This window comes from Lysobacter sp. P5_B12 (genome assembly GCF_056400425.1).
The window spans coordinates 1-19346 of the sequence record NZ_JBFULG010000008.1; the positions used below are offsets into that span (position 1 = coordinate 1).

Consider the following 19346-nt stretch of genomic DNA (forward strand, 5'->3'; position numbering starts at 1 on the left):
GCTTTACCCCACCCAAAAAGAAACCCGCCATGCGGCGGGCTTCTTTTTGACCTCCCCTGGAGGGGAGGTGGAGTCCTAAACGCGCATCCCCCGCGCCCCAAGATGCTGCGCCATCTGCACCGGCTCCGGCATCCGCTCCTCGGCGACGAACCGCTTCACCAGATCCGCAGCCGACGCCATCGCCACCCGATGCCCCGGCGAAACGATGATCGGCGACACCTCCGGCTTGCTTCGCAACACCCAACCGATCTGCTCACCGTGATCCCGCAGCGGCGTATACGCCCCGCGCACCTGCTGCAGATCCGCCGCCGTGCCCAGCAACAACTTGTTCCCGATCCCGATCGTCGGCAACCCCGACACCACGCCGAAATGCGACGCGATCCCGAACCGCTGCGGATGCGCGATCCCGTCCCCGTCGAACAACACCAGGTCCGGCGCCTGCGGCAACATGTCGAGCACCCGCAACAACGCCGGCATCACCTGGAACGACAGGAACCCCGGCACGTACTTCGTCGACGCCGACACATGCGCCACCTGCGCATCGATCAGGTCCATCGACTCGGCGTCGATCAACACCGCGACCGCCCGCGTGCGCGTGCCTTCGTCCTCCATCGCCACCGCGAACCCCGCGACGGCGCGCAAGGGCGAGCGGAATCCGTCGCGCAACAACACGCGTCGCGCCATCATGTCCTGCAGGGCGCGCGCCTGGGCGACGCTGCCGTCCCAAGGGTCGAGGGGGTTGTGATCGAGATTGGTCATGGGTCAGAGCATACCGGCCGCGCGCGAAGGTGCCGGCCAAGCGGCCGTCACGCAAGCCCCGCCCGGGCCCGGCCGCCGGCTCAAGCCGCCCGCTGCAATGCCGTCAGCAGCCCCCGCGCAGCCTGTACCCGCGCGGCGGCATCGGGCAGGTCCAGCTTCAGGCGCAACTTGTCGGGGCCGTCCATCGCGTAGTGCTGCGGCTGTTTCTGGATCATCCGGATCACCGTCATCGGGTCGACGTCGGGCTTGGATTCGAATTGCAGGCGCCCGCCCGCCGGCCCCAGGTCGATCTTGCGGATGCCGATGCGCGTGGCCTGCAGCTTGAGTTCGGCGATGGCGAACAGATGCTTGGCCGCATCCGGCAACAGGCCGAAGCGATCGATCATCTCGACCTGCAGGTCGCGCAGTTCGTCCGCCGAGCGCGCGCTGCTGATGCGCTTGTACAGCGTCAGGCGCGCGTGCACGTCGGGGAGATAGTCGTCGGGGATCAGCGCCGGCACGTTGAGCACGACTTCCGCGCCGCGATGCTCGAAGTTCGGATCTTCGTCCGGCAGCTTGCCTTGCTTGATCGAACGCACCGCGCGCTCGAGCAGCTCGGTGTACAGGCTGAAACCGACTTCCGCCATCTGCCCGCTCTGGTCTTCGCCGAGCAATTCGCCCGCGCCGCGGATTTCCAGGTCGTGCGTGGCGAGTGTGAAGCCCGCGCCGAGCTCATCCATCGATGCGATCGCCTCCAGGCGCTTGCGCGCATCGACGGTGATGCTGCGGTTGTCGGGCGCGACGAGGTAGGCGTACGCGCGATGGTGCGAACGACCGACGCGGCCGCGCAACTGGTGCATCTGCGCCAGGCCGAGTTTGTCGGCGCGGTTCATGATGATCGTGTTCGCGTTGGGGATGTCGATGCCCGACTCGATGATCGTCGTGCACAGCAGCACGTTGAAGCGCTGCTTGTGGAAGTCGAACATCACGCGTTCCAGTTCGCGCTCGGGCATCTGGCCGTGCGCGATGCCGATACGGGCCTCGGGCACGAGATCCTGCAGGTCGCGCTGCATGCGGCCGATGGTCTCGACGTCGTTGTGCAGGAAGTACACCTGCCCGCCGCGCGCGAGTTCGCGCTGATGCGCCTCGCGCAGCAGCGCGCCGTCCCAGGGCGTGACGAAGGTTTGCACCGCGAGGCGATGCGCCGGCGGCGTGGCGATGATCGACAGGTCGCGCAAGCCGGCCATCGCCATGTTGAGCGTGCGCGGGATGGGCGTGGCAGTCAGCGTCAGCAGATGCACGTTCGCACGCAGGGCCTTCAGGGCTTCCTTCTGGCGCACGCCGAAGCGTTGTTCCTCGTCGACGATCACCAGGCCGAGGTCCTTGAAGCGCACGTCCTTCTGCAACAAGCGATGCGTGCCGACGATGACGTCGATCTTGCCTTCGGCGAGCTTGTCGAGTTCGGCCTTGATTTCCTTGGTGGTCTTGAAGCGCGAGAGCACTTCGACCTTGAGCGGCCAATCGGCGAAGCGATCGCGGAAGTTGCGGTAGTGCTGTTCGGCGAGGAGCGTGGTCGGCACGAGCACCGCGACTTGTTTGCCGCCGGTTGCGGCGACAAATGCCGCACGCACCGCGACTTCGGTCTTGCCGAAGCCCACGTCGCCGCACACCACGCGGTCCATCGGCTGCGAAGAGGCGAGGTCGCGGATCACCGCTTCGATCGCCGCGTGCTGGTCGGGCGTTTCCTCGAAGGGGAAGGTCGCGGCGAAGGGCTCGTACAGGGCGCGGTCCACATCGAGCGCGATGCCCGCGCGCGCGTGGCGCTTGGCCTGGATTTCGAGCAGTTCGGCGGCGACGTCGCGCACCTTCTCGGCGGCCTTGCGCTTGGCCTTGGTCCACTGTTCGCCGCCGAGGTTGTGCAGCGGCGCGGTTTCCGGCGAAGCGCCGGAGTAACGCGAAATGCGATCCAGTTGCGCGACGGGCACGTACAGGCGGTCGCCCTTCGCGTATTCGATCTCGACGTATTCGGCCGGCGTGCCGCCGGCTTCGAGCGTGACCAGGCCACGGTAGCGGCCGACACCGTGGTCTTCGTGGACGATCGGCGCGCCTTCGCTCAACTCGCCGAGGTCGCGGATGATCTGTTCGGGTTCGCGGCCTGCGCGCTTGCGGCGGCGCGGTTGCGAGGCGCGTTCGGGGAAGAGTTGGCGTTCGGTGAGCAGCGCGACCGGCGTGCCGCCGACGAGGGCGCCATCGAGTGCGAACCCGTCTTCCAGCGGCGCGACCGCGATGGCGAAGCGCATCGTGCCGGCGAGGAAGGCCTGCCAGTCGGCGATCGTTTCCGGATTGACGCCCGCGGCATGCAACACGTCGAGCAAGGCTTCGCGACGGCCGGCGGAATCGGCGGCGATGAGCACGCGCCCCGGATACGTCGAGAGGAAGGATTGCAACGCGCCGGCGCCCGCTTCGCGCGCGGCGATGGGCAGGTCGGGCGCGGGCTGGTCGCCGAGGGCTTGCGCCTTGGCGGCCTTCGCATCTTCGCCGCCGACGACATCCACGCGCGGGCGTGCGTTCAGCGTTTCGCGCAACTGGTCGGGCGAGAGGTAGATCTCGTTCGGCGCGAGCAGCGGCCGTTCGATGTCGTGCCGGCGTTGTTCGTAGCGTTCGGCGGTTTGCGTCCAGAACACGTCCGCGCAGGCGAGCGCGCCTTCGGTCACGATGGGCAACATGCGATCACCGAGGTAATCGAACAGCGTCGCGGTCGTGCCTTCGCCGCGCGTGGCTTCGAAGAACAGGGGCAGGTAATACTCGATGCCGGCCGGCGCGAGGCCGACCTTCAGATCCTGGAACAGCGCGCTGCGGCGCGTGTCGATGTCGAAGCGATCGCGCAAGGCGTCCATCGCGCGTTTGCGCGCGTCTTCGTCGAGCGGCACTTCGCGACCCGGCAGCATCTGCACTGCATCGACCTTGTCGAGCGAACGCTGCGATTCGGGATCGAAGGCGCGGATCGAATCGATCTGGTCGTCGAACAGCTCCACGCGATACGGCTCGTGCGCACCCATCGGGTACACGTCGAGCAACCCGCCGCGCACGGCGAAGTCGCCGGGATCGAAGACCTGCGGCACGTTGCGATAGCCCGCGCTTTCCAGGCGGCGCTTTTCCGCATCCAGGTCGAAGACCTGGCCGACGCGCACGTCGAAGGTGTTGCCCACCACGTAGCGCACCGGCGCCACGCGTTGCAGCAGCGTCTGCACCGGCACGACGACGATGCCGCGCTTGATCGTCGGCAGGCGCAGCAGTGCGGCCAGGCGCTGCGAAACGATGTCGGCATGCGGGCTGATCTGATCGTAGGGCAGTGTTTCCCAATCGGGGAAGGGCAACACGGGCAGCGATGCGTCTTGGCCCAGCAGCGTATGCAGGTCGGATTCGAGCTGGTGCGCGCCGTGGTTGTCCTTCGCGACCACGAGCACCGGGCCGTCGTGCACGCGCGCGGCGCGCGCGATGTGGAAGGCGAGCGCGGAGGCGGAAGCGGGCGCGCGCCACCAGGCGCGCGATTGGCCGGCGCGGGGAAGGGGCGGGGTCGGGGAGTCGGTGATGTCGTTCATCGTGTCCGCGAAGAAAAGCAGCGCATCGCCCGGACGCTTTCGCGGCCAGCGGGAAGGAGGAGGGCGAGTTTACCGGGGCTCAGGCGGCTTGCGGTTCGTCGTGCACGTGCGTGTCGCGACTGGGCTGCAGGTCCAGCACCACGCGCACCAGTCCGGGCTGCTGCGTGGGTTCGCGACGGAACCCCAGGGACGTGGCGAGCGCCAACATCGGCTGGTTGTGTTCGAGCACGTCGCCCCACAGGCGTTCCAGGCGGCGGCCTTTCGCCCAGCGCACCAGACGGCGCATCAGGTGTCGGCCCAGGCCCAGGCCCGAGATGTAGTGGCTGACCAGGATCGCGAACTCCGCCTCGCGGCCCGATTCGGAGATCGATGCGCGCGCCACTGCGCCGACGAGGGCTTCGCCTGGCGGCAGGGGTTCGGCGGCGACGAGCGCGAATTCGCGCTTGGCGTCGGGCCGCGCGAGTTTCTCCGCCATCTCGGGCGTGAGTTCGCGCACCGCGTGCAGGAAGCGCTGTCGGATTTCATCGGGCTCGAGCAGGGCAAAGCCCTGCCGCAAGGGATCGGCGTCGGCCGGCCGGATCGGACGGATGAGCACCTCACGCCCATTGCTGAGCCGGATCTGTTCGTGCCACGGGGGAAGTCGGTTGCGGGCCGCCATTCAGCGACCTTGCCAGAGGTGAGGTGAAGCCCAGCTCTAGACGCGTGTTAAGCGGCGGCCAACACCGGGCCTAACGCGCCCGATTGTTATGCTTGCGCGCTCTCCCATTCATGTATCGAAACGCCAATGGCCGGTAGCGGCGACTCCAATCGCGCAATCCTCTTCGCCCTCGGGGCCAATTTCGCCATCGCCTGCGCCAAGGGCTTTGCGGCATACATGACCAATTCCAGCGCGATGCTCGCCGAGACCGTGCATTCGCTGGCCGACTGCGGCAACCAGCTGTTGCTGCTGCTCGGCCTCAAGCAGGCCAAGAAGCCGCCCAACAAGGATTACCCGCTGGGCTACGGCAAGGCCATCTACTTCTGGTCCTTCCTTGTGGCGCTGATGCTGTTCTCGGTCGGCGGGATGTTCAGCCTCTACGAAGGCGTGCACAAACTGCACGACCCCCAACCGATCCTGCACTGGTGGTGGGCGGCCGGCGTGTTGACCTTCGGCATCATCGCCGAGGGCATTTCGATGCGCGCATGCCTGCAGGAAGTAAACAAATGCCGCGGCGATCGCTCGCTGTGGCAGTGGTTCCATGAAAGCCGGCAGGCCGAACTCGTCGTCATCTTCGGCGAGGATCTGGCGGCGTTGCTCGGCCTGGTGTTCGCGCTGGTCGCGATCGGGCTCTCGGTGGTGACGGGCGACCCGACATGGGATGCGATCGGCACCATCGGCATCGGCGTGTTGCTGATCGTCGTCGCGGTGTTCGTGGCTGTCGAGGTGAAGGCCTTGCTGATCGGCCAGAGCGTGGATGTCAAAGTGCAGGCCGACATCCGCACGTTCCTGGAAGGGCGCCCGGAGATCGCGCGCGTGATCAGCCTGATCACGCTGCAGTTGGGCAACGAGATGATGGTGTCGGTGCATGCCGAGATGCACGAAACCGACAGCTCGCGCGCGCTGATCGACGGCATCAACGCGATCGAGAAGGACCTGAAGGCGCGTTTCCACACGGTGCGCTGGAGTTTCTTCGAACCGGAAATGCCGGGCTCGGGCACGCGCGACCAGGATTACGGGCCGGCGACGCTTTAGTTCACGCGGGCGCGCGCAACCACTCCATGTGCGCGTTGCCGCCCGCAGCTTCCTGCAGCGTGTTGCGCAGGGCGTTGAGCGTTGGCCGGAACTGCCTGTCGAATTGCCACGGCGCATTCAACACGAGCAAGCCGCTGCCGTTCATGCGCAGCGGCGAGTCGTCGGGGCGCACCAGCAACTCGATGACCAGCGCCGATTTCGCTTCCAGGGCCGCCGCCCGCCGATAGAACGGCGGCAGGGAGCGCCGCAATTTGATCGGATACCACAGCGCGAACATCCCCTGCGGCCAACGCTGCAGGCCATCGCGCAGGGCGGTGATCGCGAAATCGAATTCTTCCAGTTGCGCTTCGTACGGCGGATCGATCAGCACCAGGCCGCGCGAAAGACGCGTCTGGCCCGAACGCGGGGGCAACAGGGCCTTCATCGCCGCGTAGCCATCGCCCCGTTGCACGTTCACGCGCGGGTCGTCGCGGAACTCGATCCCCAGGATCGACGCTTCGTCGGGCTGCAATTCGCAGCAGGTGATGCGGTCCTGTTCGCGGAGGGCATGCGCGAGCAGCCAGGGCGAACCGGGGTAGGCGCGCGGGCCGTGCGCGGCGCGGCAGGCTTCGACGGCGGCCAGGTAACGGGTGATGTTGACGTCGCCGGTGGCGCGGAGTTTCGCGACGCCCCCCTCGGCCTCGGCCGTGCGCTTGGCGGCCACGGCATCGAGGGAATACAGGCCGCGCCCGGCGTGGGTGTCGAGCGCGAAGCATGCGGCGGGTTTGGCGCGCAGCGCCTCGCACAGGGACAGGAGGGCGACGTGCTTGAGCACGTCGGCGTGGTTGCCGGCATGGAAGGCGTGGCGATAGTTCATGGTGCGCAGGATACGCGTTGGGCGGCTATGCTCCGCGCATGCGCCTGCTGCTTGTGGAAGACGAGACCGCCATCGCCGACACCGTGGCCTACGCCTTGCGCGAGGACGGCTTCGACGTGCGCCATTGCCTGACCGCCGGCGACGCGCTGCGCGCCGCGGGACAAACGCCCTTCGACCTGGCGATCCTCGATGTCGGCCTGCCCGACCTGGGCGGCTTCGCGCTGTGCCGGGAATTGCGGCGTGGGGGCGACCTGCCGGTGATCTTCCTCACCGCGCACGCGGCCGAAGCCGAGCGCGTGCTGGGCTTCGAACTCGGCGCCGACGATTACGTCACCAAGCCCTTCTCGCCGCGCGAACTGGTGGCGCGCGTGCGCGCGGTGCTGCGGCGCGTGGCCACGCATCCGGAACCGGCGCCGGGCCACGGGTTCGCGCACGATGCCGAAGGCCATCGCATCCGCTGGCGCGGGCGCTGGCTCGACCTCACGCGCTACGAATACGGACTTCTCGCCGCACTGCTGCAGCGGCCCGGTGCGGTGCTCACGCGCGCGCAATTGATGGACCGCGTGTGGGGCGACGCGCTGGAAAGCGGCGATCGCACGGTGGACACGCACGTCAAGACGCTGCGCGCGAAACTGCACGCCTTCGATCCTTCCTGCGACCCGATCCGCACGCACCGCGGCATCGGCTATTCGATCGACGCCTGACGCCGCATGCGCATCGGCCTGCGCGTTTTCCTCGGTTACTTCGCGATCGTCGCGCTCGCGGCCTTGTTGCTCGCGCGCGTGTTCGTCGCCGAGGTCAAGCCCGGCGTGCGCCAGGCGATGGAGGACACGCTGGCGGAAACCGCAAACGTGCTCGCGGAGATCGCGACGGACGATTTCCTCGCCGGACACATCGCCGACGGTCGCTTCGCGCAACGCGTCGAGGCCGTGCGGTCGCGCGACCCGGGTGCGCAGATCTGGGGCTTCCAGAAACGCGCGGTGACCACGCGCATCTATGTGACCGATGCGAAGGGCATCGTCGTGTTCGATAGCGTCGGGCGCGACGTCGGCAAGGACTATTCGCGCTGGAACGATGTCTACCTCACCTTGCATGGGCGTTATGGCGCGCGCTCCACGCGCAGCGATCCCGCGGATCCGAACTCGACGGTCATGCACGTCGCAGCGCCCTTGCGCGATGCGAGCGGCCGCATCGTCGGCGTGCTCACCGTCGCCAAGCCGAACCAGACGCTCGCGCCGTTCATCGCACGCAGCCAGTCGAAGGTGATGCGCTGGGGCTGGTTGCTGATGGGTGTTGCCCTGTTGATCGGGCTGACGACGGCGTGGTGGTTCTCGCGACAGCTGGGCGCGTTGCAGCGCTATGCGCATGCAGTGACTGCGGGTGAGCGCGCGACGCTGCCCAATGCCGCTGGCGAGTTCGGTGATCTCGGACAAGCGCTGGAAACCATGCGCGTGCGCCTGGAAGGCAAGCAATACGTCGAGCAGTACGTGCACACATTGACGCACGAGATGAAGAGCCCGCTCGCCGCGATCCGTGGCAGCGCGGAGTTGCTCGAAGCGCCGATGGCGGAAGCCGATCGCGCGCGCTTCGCTGGCGCCATCCGCGCGCAGAGCGAGCGGCTTGCGCAGATGATCGACAAGTTGCTGGCGTTGGCCGCCGTCGAACACCAGCAGACGCTCGAAGTGCGCGATCGCCTCGCACTGAGCGACGTCGCCGAAGATGCGATCGCGCACTGCGCGAAAGGCGATGTCGAGATCCGCCTCAAAGGCGGCGCATGTCACGTGGAAGGCGATCCATTCCTGCTGCGCCAGGCCATCGTCAACATGCTCGACAACGCGGTGTCGTTCTCGCCGAAGGGCCGCCACGTCGATGTCGACGTTGCATCCGACGGGCAGGGCCGGTGCCACGTGCGGGTGATCGACGCCGGCCCCGGCATCCCCGACTACGCGTTGCCGCGCGTGTTCGAACGCTTCTACTCCCTGCCGCGCCCGGAAGGCGGCAGCCGCAGCAGCGGCCTGGGACTGTGCTTCGTCGCCGAGGTGGCCGCGTTGCACGGCGGCCGCGCGACGCTCGGGAACGCACCGGACGGCGGGGCGATCGCCACGCTCGATTTGCCCGAAGCCTGACTTCACCGCCGCCACACACACCCGCCATCGGCGCCGCACGCGCCGGCGCGAAGCTGCACGCATCCCAAGGCCAGGAAAGGACCTGCCATGCGCTTCGCCTTCAAAGCGGTCGTCGTTTTCTTCCTCACGCTCGGCTTGCTGATCCCATTGATGCTCATCCATCGCACCATCGAGGAGCGCGAGACCTATCGCGCGCAGGCGGTGGCCAACGTCGCGGCCACCAGCGCCGGCAGGCAGGCGGTGCTGGGGCCGGTGCTGGTGGTGCCTTATCTGGAACTCGTCGAACAGGACGAGGTGACGCCGCAGGGCACGCGCAAGGTCCTCAAGGAGCAAGCGGGGAGCTGGACTTTCTTCCCTGAAACGCTCGCGATCGACGGCACGATGAAGCCCGACACGCGCAAGCGCGGGCTGTATCGCGTGCCGGTGTACGAACTGGACATGCATGCGGTCGCGGCGATCCGCGCGCAGATTCCCGCCGATGGCGTGCATCCGCGACGCATCGGGCGTCCCTTCCTGAGCGTCGGTGCTTCGGACGTGCGCGGCTTCGTCGGCACGCCCACCTTGCGCTTGAATGGCAGGGCGCTGCCATTGAAGGCAGGTTTCGGCAGCCAGCCCATCGGCGGCGTGCATGCGCGCCTGGATGCACCGGTGGCTGGACAGACGCTCGCGATGAACCTGGCGTTCGACGCGGTCATCGGCGGCACCGAAGCGCTCGCGCTGGTGCCGATCGCACGCGACAACCGCTTCGCACTGAAGTCGACGTGGCCCGATCCGATCTTCGGCGGCAGTTTCCTGCCGCGCACGCGCACGGTGGATGCAAAGGGATTTCGCGCGCAGTGGGAGATCTCCTCGTTGGCGACCAGCGCGCAAACGTCCTTCCTCGATAGCAACGAACCGGCCAACCTGCTGCGGCTGGCGTCGATGCGCGGCGCGGATACGGCGACCTCGGGGATCGACGCGGTGGGGGTGACCTTGTTCGACGCGGTCGACAGTTACACGCTGGCCGATCGCGCGACGAAGTACGGGATCCTGTTCGTGTTGCTGACGTTCGTCGGCTTTTTCATGTTCGAGTTGATCAAGCAGTTGCCGATCCACCCGATCCAGTACGGGCTGGTCGGGTTGGCGCTGGCGATCTTCTTTCTGTTGCTCGTGAGTCTGAGCGAGCACATCCCTTTTGGTTCGGCCTACCTTGCGTCGGCTGCGGCGTGCATCGGGTTGCTCGGGTTCTACCTGAGTGCGGTGTTGCGGAGTGTCGTGCGCGGGTTGGGCTTTGCGGGGATGCTGGCGACGCTGTACGCGGCGTTGTACGGGGTGCTGGTGTCTGAAGACAACGCGTTGGTGCTCGGGGCGGGGCTGCTGTTCGTCGTGTTGGCGACGGTCATGGTGGTGACGCGCAAGGTGGATTGGTACGCGTTGCAGCGTTGACTTGGTACGGTACGCTCAGGTTCGCCTCGCCACTTCACGTGGCGAGGCGTGGGGCCTTCGTCATTGGCGCGCCGCCCGAACGTCGTGAGTTCCAAATTTTTTTGGGAAAAAAATTTGAAACTCACAACGCTGGGGCATCACCATTCGAACGTTGGCTCTCGATCAGGGGCTTCGCCCGGGCATTCATTCTGCCGGTGCGAAGCAAGCTTCGCACTGCCCCGATCTTTATCGAAGGGGCCGCTAGAACAACGTCACCCCGGGCACGCACCATAACGACAAGGACGCGATCCCCGTCCCGATCGCCGTCGCGGCCAACACATCGCTTGGGTAATGCAAGCCGAGCACCACGCGCGAGACTGCGACGGTCGATGCGAACGGCACCAGGATCCATGCAAGCACCGGGTAATACGCCAGCGCAACGAGCGTGAACGCTACGGCGTGCAAGGTATGCCCGGAGGGGAAACTGAACTCGTCGAGGGGCGCGACCCACGCGTGGATGCGCGCATCGGAAGCGAATGGGCGCGGCCGCTTCGTCCAGCGCTTCAGGAGCGCATACAACCCGACCGCGATGGCGCCGGTCACTGCCAGGTGCGCTGCGGCGAACAGGCCGTGGCCGCCATCGAAGATCACCATCGCCGCCATCAGCGTGTACCAGGCGCCGCCGTCTCCGAGGCGGCTGACCAAGGCGAAGACCGCGCGAACGCCGCGGTGTTCGCACCAATGATTGGCCTTCAGGCACCAGGCCGAGTCAATCCGGGGCAAGCTGGGCATCGGCGATCCTCCTGCGGGCGGCGAGCATCTGGAGCAGGGCGTCGAACTCCGCGGCGACCTGGTCTGGGTGCAAGTGTTCGATCGCGCCGCGCGCGGCGACGCGCATGCGGCGCAGGCCGACTTCGTCCCGCGCCAGGCGCACGGTGGCGGCGATGAACGCGGCGGCGTCGCCGTCGGGCACGCGCAGGCCGTGTTCGCCGTGGCGCAGGTGTTCGCGCGCGGCGCCGTAGTCGAAGGCGATCGTCGCCACGCCGCTGGCCATCGCTTCGATCGTGACGTTGCCGAAGGTTTCGCTGCGGCTGGGGAAGAGGAAGACGTCGCCGCTCGCGAAATGGCTCGCGAGGTTTTCGCCGCGTTGCAGGCCGGCGAAGATGAGATCGGGATTCGCCTCCGCGAGCGATGCGCGCAACGGTCCGTCGCCGACGAAGACCATGCGCGACTCCGGGCGCACGCGTTGCATTGCGCGGAAGGCCGCGATCGCCAGTGCGAGATTCTTTTCCGCGGCGATGCGGCCGACGTGGATCGCGACCAGCGTGCCGTCGCCCGCGCCCCAGGTCGCGCGCAGTTGCGCGTCGCGTTTGACCGGATGGAACAGCGTGCCGTCGACCGCGCGCGCCAGTCGCAACGGGTTGTCGAAGCGGCGTCGTGCGAGGTACTCCTGCAATTCCCGCGTCGCCACGATGGTCGCATCGCCCGCGTTGTGGAAGCGGCGCATCCAGCGCAGCGCGAGCGGTTCGAGGAATCCGAAACCGTAATCGCGCATGTAGTGATCGAAGCGCGTATGCAAGCCGGTGGCGACGGGCACGCCGATGCGTCGCGCGACGCGACGTGCGGCCCAGCCGAGTGGACCTTCGGTCGCGATGTAGACCGCATCGGGGCGTCGCGCATTCCAATGGCGCGTGAGTGCGCCTAGTGCGGGTGCACCGAAACGCAAGCCCGGGTAGCGCGGCAGCGGGAAGCCGCGGACGAGGAGGGTGTCGTCGAGTGCATCGCCGTCGCCCGGTTGGCGGGGACGCACCAGGTCGATCGCATGCCCGCGTGCGCGCAGGCCCAAGGCGAGCCCTTCGACGGTCAACGCGACGCCGTTGATTTCGGGCGGCCAGGTTTCGGTGACGATGGCGTAGCGCATGGGGCGCAGGGTGGTCGGCGCGGATGACGGGCCGATGGCTCGTTGGTGACAGTTGCGCGCCGAGTCGACTGAACCCCTCCCCGGCCCTCCCCTGCTCGCAGGGGAGGGGGACCGCTCGTCGGGTGGGTGCTTGACACCCACTCGGTGTTCGTACTGTACTAATCACCACAGTACACATAGGACACCTCCATGCCCCGCACCCGGGCCTTGATGCTGCAGATCGCCACCGGCGACCCCCGGCCGATCAGCAAGCAGATCGTCGACGCCGTGCGCATGAAGGTGGCGACCGCGGAGCTTTCGCCGGGCGACCAGCTGCCCAGCGTGCGCGGCCTGGCGCAGCAACTGACGGTCAATCCGAACACGGTCGCCAAGGCCTACGCCGAACTCATCGCCGAAGGCTGGTTGGAATCGCGGCAGGGCCTGGGCCTGTATGTCGCGCCGCCGCGCCAGCGCCTGAGCGATGCCGAGCGAAGCCGGCGCCTGGACGAAGCGATCCAGCGCTTCCTGCACGACGTGATCGCGCTCGACTTCCCGCCTGACGAGGTGCAGGCGCGCCTGATCCACGAATTTCTCGCGCTTGCGCCCCGCAAGTCCGCCTGACACGACTTCGAGATGAGCACACCGACATGAGTTCCAACGAATACGTCATCGAGACCCAGGCGCTGAGCAAGCGCTACGGGCGCAAGTTCGCGCTCGATCATCTCGACCTGCGCGTGCCGCGCGGCCGCATCCATGCCGTGGTCGGCGCCAATGGCGCCGGCAAGTCCACGCTCTTCCGCATCCTGCTCGGTTTCCTGCCGCCGACGGCCGGCACGGCGCGCATCCTCGGCGTGGATTCGCAGCGCCTCACGCCCGACGACCGCGGGCGCATCGGCTTCGTCAACGAAGAACACACCTTGCCCGGGTGGATGCGCATCGCCGCGGTGATCGACATGCATCGTCGCCAATACAAGCGCTGGAACGAAGCCGCGTTCCAGGGCGTGCTGGGCCATTACCACGTGTTGCCGGAACAGAAGGTCTCGCAGCTTTCGCGCGGCGAACGCGCGGGCTTCAACCTCGCGCTCGCACTCGCGCAGGGGCCGGAACTGCTGGTGCTCGACGAACCGACGCTCGGCCTGGACGTCGTGGCCAAGCGCGCGTTCCTCGAATCGCTGATGTACAGCAACGCCACCGACGACTGCACGGTGATCTATTGCTCGCACCAGATGGAGGAGATCGAGCGCGTCGCCGACAATCTCATCATCCTCGAACGCGGGCGTTTGATGCACATGTCGGCGCCCGACGATTTCTGCGCGCGCGTGACGCACTGGGTGGCGGACATTCCCTTCAAGGGCCCCGATCCGCAATCGGTGCCGGGCCTGCTGCAACTGCAACGGCTCGACGGTTTGCACCACTACCTGGTGCTCGACCAGGACGAAGACTTCGCGCAGTTCCTGCGCGCCAGCGGTGCGCGCTCGGTGCAGAGCATGCCGGTGAGCCTGGACCGCGCCGTCAACGGCTTCCTCGCCAAGAACCACGCCGCGCCCACGCAGGCGCACGCATGAAGCATCCGGAACAATTCCCCATGATCGATCTGTTCAAAGCCGAGTTGCTGCGCTTTCGCTGGTGGGCCATCGGATGCGCCGCCATCCAGCTCGTCGTGCTGGGCTTCCTCACGCGCGTGGTGGATCTGGCGCAGCAACCCGAGATGGTCTATCAGGTGTTCGCCATCGCGTACGGTGCAGTGGGCCTGTTGCTCGGCCTGTACCAGATGGGCGGATATCGCCGGCCGAACACGTGGCTCAACCTGCTGCATCGTCCGATCCCGCCGGGGAAGATCGCGCTCGCGCTCACCGGTGCGGGGGCATTGCTGCTCGCGATCGGCATCCTGCTGCCGGCGCTGGTGGTGGCCGGTTGGCAGGAATGGATGACGCCGCGTGTCGTCGATACGCGCCACGTGTTGCTGCTCGTGTCGGCCTGGTTGATCGCGACGTGTGCGTATCTGGCCGGGTGTTACGTGATGCTTTCGAACCGCCGCATCGGCTTCAGCGCCGGCGTGTTCCTGGCCTTGTTCGCTGCGTCCGAAGCCACGGGAACCGGCGCGCTGTTGCTGCAACTGTTGGCGCTCGCATGGTTGGCGGCGATGGTGTTCGCGGCGTTCAAGCCCGATCTGAGCGCGGCGCCGCGCGGCGTGGTGCGCACGGTGATCGTGGGCGCGCCGCTGCAGGTCGCGATGTGGATGGTGCTCGTGCTGGTGGGCTTCGGTGTCGAGTTCGTGTGGATCGCGCAGGGCTCGCATCCCAACAACGTCGAGGTGCCGAAGGCGGGCGGTGAGAAGGAATTGGAGAATGCCGAAGGCAAGGATGTGTTCCGGCTCGGTCTCGCGAACAGCCGCGATCCCGAAGCGGCGCTCTGGCGCGAACAGGCGCGGATCTCGGAAATCTTCGAAGTCGGGCCCAGCCTGCGCACCGTGCCTGCGCGCGGACAGTTGATGAACCTGGCGCCGATGGAGTTCGACGCGAAAGCGCCGGACAGCGAGCGCACGTTGCGCTGGGTCTTCAGCCACGACTCGATGCGCTTCGAAGGGTACCGGCTCAGCGACCGGCGGCGCGTGGGGACGCTCGGCGTCGCCGGCGACAAACCCTTCCCGGCACCGGTGATGCCCGGTCCGAAGAATCTGTTGTTCGATCGCGCGACGGTGTACCAGTATGACGAAGACGCGCAGCTCGTGCTGCCGCGCGTGCGGCTGCCGCAGGGCGAACGCCTGGCCGGTGTCGGCGAAGCGGGCGACGACGTCGCCGTGCTCAGCGATCGCGCGCTGTACTTCTACGATGCGCGGGAGTTGGAGAGCGACGACGGCGTGCTCGTGCCGCGCCAGCGCGTCGCGTTGCCCGGTGCGCCCGGCGACCTGCAGCGCGTGGATGCGATGGAGCTGCTCGATGGGTGGCTGCTTTCTTTCTCCTTCGTGCGCTCGTCCTACAACGCCGAAGGTGCGCTGCCGTTCCAGGAAATCGTGCGCGTCGACGACAAGGGCGGCGTCCATCCCGTCGCGCGGCGCGAAGTCGATCGCGATTACTTCGATGCGTGGCGCTACCAGAACTGGTTCCCGTCGCCCGTGTTGTACGCGGTGCAGAAGGCGGCGAAGAATGCGTTCGCCGGCGGCATGGCGCCGTTGCCCAAACATCCGGCACCCGTGCCGCCCGCGATGCAATGGCTCGCGGGTCTGCTGATGCTCGCATCGTTGCTCGGCGCGGTGTGGCGCACGCGACAGACGGACTTGTCGACACGCGCGCGCATCGCCTGGGTCCTCGTCTGCGGCATGGTGAGCCTGCCTGCGTTGATGGCCCTGTGGTTGCTGCATCCCAAGCGCGAGACGGTGGAAGACATCGCGATCGCCGCGCAGCCCGCCATCGCCTGAGTCCGGAGAACACACGATGATCAGGATCCCGAAGCGGTTCGGGCAGGTGCTGTTCGCCTTCGCGATGGCGGTTTGCGGCACCGCGACGGCGCAGGAGGCGCTCGACGTGCGCGCGTTGGAGGCCGCTGTCGCCGCCGAGCGTGCGCAGCCGCGCGCGCCGCAGATGCCGCGTATTGCTTTCCTCGCGACCTCCAGTCTCGACGGCGCGTGGTTGTCGCCCGATGGGCGCCGCGTCGCCTGGCTGCGCGATGAAGAGCGCAATCGTGCGCTGTGGATCGCCTCGACCAGCGGCGGTGCTCCGGTACGCACAATTGCGAACACCGATGCGCAGGCACTGGCGTGGTCGCGGGACGGGAGCTGGTTGTTCCTGCAATCGGCGCGACAAGTGTTCGCGCTGGCGATGGCGGGGCAGGGCGGTTCGGGCGCGATCGCGAAACTGGGTGGCCGTTGGCCGCGCACGATGCTCGGTGCCGATCCGGTGGTGCCTGCGGCGATCCTCGTCCTCGAAAGCCCGCCGGTCGTGTCGCGCCTGGAACGTCGCTGGCGCGTGTTCCGCATCGATGCGCACGGCAAACAATCCTTGTTGCGCGAGGACACGCAACAGATCGTCGACGTCGCCTTCGATGCGCGCGGGCAGCTGGCGTTCTTCACGCGCGTGGCCGATGCGCAGTACACGGTGTTCCGCGTGCGTGGTGCGCGGATTGCGCCCGCGCTGCGATGCGTCGACCTCGAACGCTGCACCTTGCTTGCGGCATCCGCGGACGGCCGCACCGCCACGCTGCTCACGGATGTCGGATCGAACCTGCGTCGCCTCGCGCGCCTGGAAGCCGACGACACGCTGACGACGCTGCACGTCGATCCTCGGGGCGTGGCCGACCTGCAGGATGTCGCGATCGACGCGCGCACGCAGCAACCGATCATCGCCGGCTACCGCACGCCGACCCCGGCAAACCATGGCCTGACACCCGACGCGCAACGCCACGTCGCACGCATCCAGGCGCGCTGGCCGCAGCGGAACCTGCGCATCGAGGTCGGGACCACGCGTTGGCTCGTACACGAGCGCGCGGGAACGATGAAGGGCGAGCGCCTGCACGTCTACGATTCGGCGACCGGCGCGTTCGGCGATCTGTTGAACAACACCGGCACGCTCTGGCGCGGCAAGCCCGCGCCTGCGCTGGCCGAACGCGCGTTGTCGCGCAAGATTCCCTTCGTCTACGGCGCCTCCGATGGCATGGCGATCCACGGCTATGTATTCGTGCCGCATGGCGTGGATGCGGCGCGCGCGCCCATCGTCGCGAATGTGCACGGGGGGCCGTTCGCGCACGTGGGGCCGGAGTTCTCGAGCGTTTCGCAACTGCTCGCCAATCGCGGGTATGTCGTGTTCGAACCCAACTTCCGCGGGTCGACCGGCTTTGGGCGCGCGTACATGCGCGCCGGCAAAGGCGACTTCGGCAACGGGCGCGTGCAGCAGGACATCGTCGAAGGCGTGCGTTTCCTGGCGGCGAACGGCATCGGCGACGTCTCGCGCGCGGGAATCGTGGGCGCGTCGTTCGGCGGCTACTCGACCTTGCTGGGCGTGACGTTCCAACCGGAACTGTTTCGCGCCGGCGTCGCGGCGGTGCCACCGGCCGACCTGGGATGGGTGCTGCGGTGGTATTCGCGCAGCGTCGACCAGATGGCGCCGGGCATTCCGATGTCGACGAGCATGCGTTTGCTCGACATGGATCCCGCCGATGCCGGCGTCGCCGCGCGTCTGCGTGCGCAATCGCCGATCGCGCATGCGTCGGAGTTGTCGCGCCCGGTGTTGCTGCTGGCCGGCGGCGACGACGAACGCGTGCCGATCCGGAGCGTGCTGCACTATGCAGCGGCGTTGCAGTCGCACGGCAAGGACGTGAGCCTGTTCGTCGACCAGGACGCGCGCCACTCGGTCGCCGATCCCCGCACGCGCGAGGCCTATCTGTATCTCATCGAACGCATGCTGCATCGCCGACTGGGGGGCGATGCGCCCGAGGCGCCGGATGCGGGGCTGCGCGCCACACTGGCGAAACAGATGCGTTTGAAGGGAAGCGACTTCCGCGATTGATCAATCCGCGCCGATGCGCAGCGTGATACCGAGATCCGCCGCATCCTTCGGTTCGCCGCTGATGTCTTCGCGCAGCAAGGGGCGCTGGTCCATCCAGCGCTTGTCGAGGGTGAGCAGCAGGTTGTCGCCGTTGGCGACGGCTTCCACGCGCGGGATGTCGTCGGGCTCGTGCGAGCGGTGCAGCAGCACGGCGATGCGCAGCAGCGCGGCGGCGCGCTTGGTGCGCGCGAGCAGGCGATCGGGAATCTGATCGAACGCCGATTTCGGGATGCCGCGCCGATGCGTGCGCACGAGCGATGCGAGGACGCGTTGTTCCTGTTGCGAGAAGCCCGAAATATCGGAGTGCTCGAGCACGTAAGCGCCGTGCACGTGGTACTGGCTGTGCGCGATGGCCAGGCCGAGTTCGTGCAGTTGCGCCGCGCGCGAGAGCATCGCGCGGGCTTCCATCGGCAGGTTCCATTCCGCGGCGACCTGGTCGAACAAGCTCAGCGCGGTTTCCTTCACGCGCGCCGCCTGCGCCGGATCGATGCCGTAACGCTGCATCAGCGCGGCGACCGAGGCATCGCGCGGATCGTCCGCGCCGCCGCGGCCGAGCATGTCGACCAACACGCCTTCGCGCAGCGCCGCCTTGCTGACCGCCATGCGCTCCAGGCCCAGCACGGTGAAGGCCGCTTCGAGGACGAGCAGGCCGCCTGCGATGATCGGCTTGCGTTCGGCCGAGAGCCCGGGCAGATCGATCTGGTCGATCGTTTCGGCCTGCAACAGGCGATCGCGCACCTGCGGCAAGGCCTGCGCGGTGACGGCGCCCTTGGTGAGTTTCATCGCCGCGCAGATCTCGCCGATCGCCTTGTTGGTGCCCGACGAGCCGAGCGCTTCGTGCCAACCCAGGGCGCGATAGGTATTCGAGAACTGCTGGAATTCGGCGGCGACTTCGGTCAGCGCCTTGTTCCACCGCTTGCGCGAGAGCTTGCCGTCGGGGAAGAAGCGCCGCGTGCTGGCGACACAGCCGGCCTGCAGGCTTTCGCGTTCGATCGCATCCATGCCCGAGCCGATGATGCATTCGGTGGAGCCGCCGCCGATGTCGATCACCAGCCGCAACTCGCCCGGATTGGGGGGCTGCGCATTCGCGACGCCGAGATACACCAGGCGCGCTTCCTCGCGGCCGGAGACGACTTCGATCGCATGGCCCAGCGCGGTTTCCGCCGGCAACAGGAACACCTGTGGCATCGCGAGTTGCCGTACGGTGTTGGTCGCGATCACGCGCACGCGTTGCGGCGGGATCTCGCGCAGGCGCTGGCCGAACTTCTCCAGGCTGACCAGGGCGCGCCGCAGCACGGCCGGATCCAGGCCGCCCTTGCCGTCGAGGCCTTCGGCAAGCCGCACCATGTCGCGGATGCGATCGACCACGCGCAACTGGCCGAGCACGTACCGCGCCACGACCATGTGGAAACTGTTGGACCCCAGGTCGACGGCAGCGAGCAGATCGC

The 19346-nt window shown here is 67.5% G+C and carries 15 protein-coding genes; 8 read left to right on the top strand and 7 right to left on the bottom strand.

Going from position 1 to position 19346, the window contains the following annotated elements; all coding sequences use genetic code 11:
* Positions 1–75: 75 nt before the first annotated feature.
* The 3 genes from nfi to AC1DOM_RS12750 all read right to left on the bottom strand — a co-directional run bounded on the left by nfi (position 76) and on the right by AC1DOM_RS12750 (position 4998).
* On the bottom strand, positions 76–759 hold the full coding sequence (gene nfi / locus AC1DOM_RS12740) for a deoxyribonuclease V (RefSeq protein WP_498963869.1): 684 nt from the start codon (positions 757–759) through the stop codon (positions 76–78).
* A gap of 80 nt (positions 760–839) precedes the next feature.
* Positions 840–4340, bottom strand: coding sequence for a transcription-repair coupling factor (gene mfd / locus AC1DOM_RS12745; protein WP_498963871.1), 3501 nt, complete (start codon positions 4338–4340; stop codon positions 840–842).
* A gap of 79 nt (positions 4341–4419) precedes the next feature.
* The gene (locus AC1DOM_RS12750; RefSeq protein WP_498963873.1) at positions 4420–4998 is read right to left on the bottom strand and encodes a GNAT family N-acetyltransferase; all 579 of its coding nucleotides are present in this window, start codon (positions 4996–4998) and stop codon (positions 4420–4422) included.
* Between the two features lie 126 nt (positions 4999–5124).
* Between AC1DOM_RS12750 and AC1DOM_RS12755 the strand changes: the two genes are divergently transcribed.
* Entirely contained in the window at positions 5125–6072 is a 948-nt protein-coding gene (locus tag AC1DOM_RS12755; protein ID WP_498963875.1) for a cation diffusion facilitator family transporter, read from the top strand.
* A gap of 1 nt (position 6073) precedes the next feature.
* On the opposite strand, the gene AC1DOM_RS12760 is transcribed toward AC1DOM_RS12755, so the two are convergent.
* Positions 6074–6928, bottom strand: a complete 855-nt coding sequence (locus AC1DOM_RS12760) for a 23S rRNA (adenine(2030)-N(6))-methyltransferase RlmJ (RefSeq protein WP_498963877.1) — start codon at positions 6926–6928, stop codon at positions 6074–6076.
* 38 nt (positions 6929–6966) lie between these two features.
* Between AC1DOM_RS12760 and creB the strand changes: the two genes are divergently transcribed.
* From creB to creD, 3 genes are all read left to right on the top strand, one after another.
* Complete coding sequence (creB, locus tag AC1DOM_RS12765; protein ID WP_498963879.1) at positions 6967–7632, top strand: two-component system response regulator CreB; 666 nt, start codon at positions 6967–6969, stop codon at positions 7630–7632.
* 6 nt (positions 7633–7638) lie between these two features.
* The gene (gene creC / locus AC1DOM_RS12770) at positions 7639–9054 is read left to right on the top strand and encodes a two-component system sensor histidine kinase CreC (RefSeq protein ID WP_498963881.1); all 1416 of its coding nucleotides are present in this window, start codon (positions 7639–7641) and stop codon (positions 9052–9054) included.
* Positions 9055–9141: 87 nt separating this feature from the next.
* A complete protein-coding gene (gene creD, locus AC1DOM_RS12775) occupies positions 9142–10479 on the top strand; it encodes a cell envelope integrity protein CreD (RefSeq protein ID WP_498963883.1) in 1338 nt (445 codons plus the stop codon).
* Between the two features lie 240 nt (positions 10480–10719).
* On the opposite strand, the gene AC1DOM_RS12780 is transcribed toward creD, so the two are convergent.
* Both AC1DOM_RS12780 and AC1DOM_RS12785 read right to left on the bottom strand, forming a co-directional pair.
* Positions 10720–11250 carry a phosphatase PAP2 family protein gene (locus tag AC1DOM_RS12780; protein ID WP_498963885.1) on the bottom strand — a complete coding sequence of 177 codons (531 nt, stop codon included), beginning with the start codon at positions 11248–11250 and terminating at the stop codon, positions 10720–10722.
* Positions 11228–12379 carry a glycosyltransferase family 4 protein gene (locus AC1DOM_RS12785; protein ID WP_498963887.1) on the bottom strand — a complete coding sequence of 384 codons (1152 nt, stop codon included), beginning with the start codon at positions 12377–12379 and terminating at the stop codon, positions 11228–11230. Before AC1DOM_RS12785 ends, AC1DOM_RS12780 begins: the two co-directional genes overlap by 23 nt.
* Before the next feature lie 189 nt (positions 12380–12568).
* Between AC1DOM_RS12785 and AC1DOM_RS12790 the strand changes: the two genes are divergently transcribed.
* From AC1DOM_RS12790 to AC1DOM_RS12805, 4 genes are read left to right on the top strand one after another with little or no spacing between them, the layout of a single operon-like run.
* Entirely contained in the window at positions 12569–12979 is a 411-nt protein-coding gene (locus AC1DOM_RS12790) for a GntR family transcriptional regulator (RefSeq protein ID WP_498963889.1), read from the top strand.
* Between the two features lie 26 nt (positions 12980–13005).
* Positions 13006–13923 carry an ABC transporter ATP-binding protein gene (locus tag AC1DOM_RS12795; RefSeq protein ID WP_498963891.1) on the top strand — a complete coding sequence of 306 codons (918 nt, stop codon included), beginning with the start codon at positions 13006–13008 and terminating at the stop codon, positions 13921–13923.
* Entirely contained in the window at positions 13920–15776 is a 1857-nt protein-coding gene (locus AC1DOM_RS12800; RefSeq protein ID WP_498963893.1) for a hypothetical protein, read from the top strand. The genes AC1DOM_RS12795 and AC1DOM_RS12800 overlap by 4 nt, the downstream gene beginning before the upstream one ends.
* Before the next feature lie 16 nt (positions 15777–15792).
* Entirely contained in the window at positions 15793–17859 is a 2067-nt protein-coding gene (locus tag AC1DOM_RS12805) for a S9 family peptidase (protein ID WP_498963895.1), read from the top strand.
* Here the strand turns inward: AC1DOM_RS12805 and AC1DOM_RS12810 are convergent, their stop codons facing one another.
* Positions 17860–19302, bottom strand: a complete 1443-nt coding sequence (locus AC1DOM_RS12810; protein ID WP_498964196.1) for a Ppx/GppA phosphatase family protein — start codon at positions 19300–19302, stop codon at positions 17860–17862.
* Positions 19303–19346 lie beyond the last annotated feature (44 nt).

Bases quoted from the DNA above. Each gene is read 5' to 3' on its own strand.
- AC1DOM_RS12785 (WP_498963887.1), bottom strand. From the start codon at position 12,379: ATGCGCTACGCCATCGTCACCGAAACCTGGCCGCCCGAAATCAACGGC.
- AC1DOM_RS12750 (WP_498963873.1), bottom strand. From the start codon at position 4,998: ATGGCGGCCCGCAACCGACTTCCCCCGTGGCACGAACAGATCCGGCTC.
- creB (WP_498963879.1), top strand. From the start codon at position 6,967: ATGCGCCTGCTGCTTGTGGAAGACGAGACCGCCATCGCCGACACCGTG.
- AC1DOM_RS12805 (WP_498963895.1), top strand. From the start codon at position 15,793: ATGATCAGGATCCCGAAGCGGTTCGGGCAGGTGCTGTTCGCCTTCGCG.
- AC1DOM_RS12760 (WP_498963877.1), bottom strand. From the start codon at position 6,928: ATGAACTATCGCCACGCCTTCCATGCCGGCAACCACGCCGACGTGCTC.
- AC1DOM_RS12800 (WP_498963893.1), top strand. From the start codon at position 13,920: ATGAAGCATCCGGAACAATTCCCCATGATCGATCTGTTCAAAGCCGAG.
- creC (WP_498963881.1), top strand. From the start codon at position 7,639: ATGCGCATCGGCCTGCGCGTTTTCCTCGGTTACTTCGCGATCGTCGCG.
- mfd (WP_498963871.1), bottom strand. From the start codon at position 4,340: ATGAACGACATCACCGACTCCCCGACCCCGCCCCTTCCCCGCGCCGGC.
- nfi (WP_498963869.1), bottom strand. From the start codon at position 759: ATGACCAATCTCGATCACAACCCCCTCGACCCTTGGGACGGCAGCGTC.
- AC1DOM_RS12810 (WP_498964196.1), bottom strand. From the start codon at position 19,302: ATGGTCGTGGCGCGGTACGTGCTCGGCCAGTTGCGCGTGGTCGATCGC.
- AC1DOM_RS12790 (WP_498963889.1), top strand. From the start codon at position 12,569: ATGCCCCGCACCCGGGCCTTGATGCTGCAGATCGCCACCGGCGACCCC.
- AC1DOM_RS12755 (WP_498963875.1), top strand. From the start codon at position 5,125: ATGGCCGGTAGCGGCGACTCCAATCGCGCAATCCTCTTCGCCCTCGGG.
- AC1DOM_RS12780 (WP_498963885.1), bottom strand. From the start codon at position 11,250: ATGCCCAGCTTGCCCCGGATTGACTCGGCCTGGTGCCTGAAGGCCAAT.
- creD (WP_498963883.1), top strand. From the start codon at position 9,142: ATGCGCTTCGCCTTCAAAGCGGTCGTCGTTTTCTTCCTCACGCTCGGC.
- AC1DOM_RS12795 (WP_498963891.1), top strand. From the start codon at position 13,006: ATGAGTTCCAACGAATACGTCATCGAGACCCAGGCGCTGAGCAAGCGC.